This is a genomic window from Devosia sp. (genome assembly GCF_036676215.1).
In the GTDB taxonomy this organism is placed as follows: domain Bacteria; phylum Pseudomonadota; class Alphaproteobacteria; order Rhizobiales; family Devosiaceae; genus Devosia.
In genome coordinates, this window is record NZ_JAKFDJ010000127.1 from 1 (window position 1) to 1727 (window position 1727).

Consider the following 1727-nt stretch of genomic DNA (forward strand, 5'->3'; position numbering starts at 1 on the left):
GGCATCGGCTTTAGCAGCGTCGAGGGCGTGGGCTCCACCTTCTGGATCGAGATCGCCGCGCCGGTCTGCGGACGCCCGGCGCCGATCACCGCCGACCGCTGGCTCGCGGGCCTGCGCATCCTGGTGGTCGAGGACAACGCAACCAACCGCATGGTGGCCCTACGCATGCTAACCGAGTTGGGCGCCGAGGTGGAGATCGCCCGCGACGGCGCGGAAGGGGTCGAACAGGCTGCGGCCAGTTCCTACGACCTCATCTTCATGGATATCCAGATGCCGGTGATGGATGGGGTCGAGGCCGCCCGGCGGATCCGGTCGCTTCCCGGCCAGGCCGGAGAGACCCCGATCGTCGCCATGACCGCCAACGTCCTGCCCGATCAGATCGAGACCTATCGGCGCGCGGGGATGGACGGTCACGTGGCCAAGCCGATTTCGCCGGCCGCCCTGCTGGCCGAGGTCTCCCGGCTGGCCGAGGACCTCGCCCCGGAACAGGCGGCCTAGGGTCGGACTCAATCGGATGTCGCGAAAATCGGCTCGTGGCGTCCTTCTCCCCTTGCGCGAGAAGGTGGCGGGCGAAGCCTGACGGATGAGGGGGCTCTCGGAACTCGCAGGTTAGGCCGGCGAAGCCAAGATCGACCACGGAAGACACGGAAACCACCGACGGAGCCGAACCCGACGGGCCGCGGCGCTGCATGTCCGTGCTTTTCGTGTTTTCCGTAGTCAGTCTTCCCTGAGGTTCGCGGCTGCGCCGCCGCCAATCGGATAGGGCCATCGACCCTTCATCCGACCCCGCGGAGTTTACGCTCGGGCCGACCTGCGGTCGGACCCGGGGCAGGGCCATCTTCTCCCACAAGGGGAGAAGGACCATGGCCCTACGCCAACCATCGCTCAACTAAGTCCGAATCCTAGGCCAGTTCGCGCTGGCGGGCGCGCATGCCGCTGGTGTCGGTCTCCGTCAGGGTGCGCAACAGGTTGACCAGCGAGGCGCGGGCCTCCTGCGGCAGGCGCTCAAAGGCGGTCAGCAGCTCCAGCGCGCCCGGCGTTCGGATCCGGCTGAGCATGTCGATATCGCCGCCAATCTCCGCGCCCGATGTGTCGAGCACGTCCATCAGGTCGACCACGCGGCAGCGCAAGGCGCGCGCGATCTGGACGAGGCGGGAGAAAGATATGCGGTTGGCGCCGTTCTCGTACTTCTGGATCTGCTGGAAGCTGACGCCGCACTGTTCGGCCAAGGCTTCCTGAGACATCCCGATCGTGCGACGGCGTATCCGAACCGAGGCGCCGAGGGCCACATCCATCGGGTCTGGTGTCTTGTTCGAGAGCTCCGCGTTCATCGTCGTCTCCTCACCCGAAACGTCCGCGGTCTGAACGAAGCGCGCCGGGGATCGCTTAGGATTCGATGAAGTTAAGGCTCATATTTCAGCTTTGAAAAGTGCGCTCATCGTCTCAGGCTTGACCATAGACGAGCATGTTCAGCGAACATGTTTCTTGGATTAGCTGGATGTGGCCGTCTTGCCCCCGAGCGAGAGCGACGAAGTCTTCGCCTCGCCTGGCGCCATCTCCGCGACATCTGCGCCGTTTAGGTGGGGTTTCTCAAGGCCGTCGTAAAAATAGTGAACCGGCACCTTGAGCGCATCGGCCAGCCGCCAGATCATCGAGGCCGAAATCCGATTGGCGCCGCACTCGTACTTCTGGACCTGCTGGAAGGTCACGCCGCAAAGCTGTCCCAG

3 protein-coding genes are annotated in these 1727 nt (G+C 64.9%); 1 reads left to right on the top strand and 2 read right to left on the bottom strand.

Annotated features, from left to right (window positions below):
* The coding region (locus V6M52_RS11465; RefSeq protein WP_332701116.1) for a response regulator at nucleotides 1-498 on the top strand (498 nt) is incomplete at its 5' end.
* 404 nt (nucleotides 499-902) lie between these two features.
* Here the strand turns inward: V6M52_RS11465 and V6M52_RS11470 are convergent.
* Entirely contained in the window at nucleotides 903-1331 is a 429-nt protein-coding gene (locus tag V6M52_RS11470; protein ID WP_332701117.1) for a helix-turn-helix domain-containing protein, read from the bottom strand.
* Nucleotides 1332-1490: 159 nt separating this feature from the next.
* On the bottom strand, nucleotides 1491-1727 hold a 237-nt coding region (locus tag V6M52_RS11475; RefSeq protein WP_332701118.1), incomplete at its 5' end, for a helix-turn-helix domain-containing protein.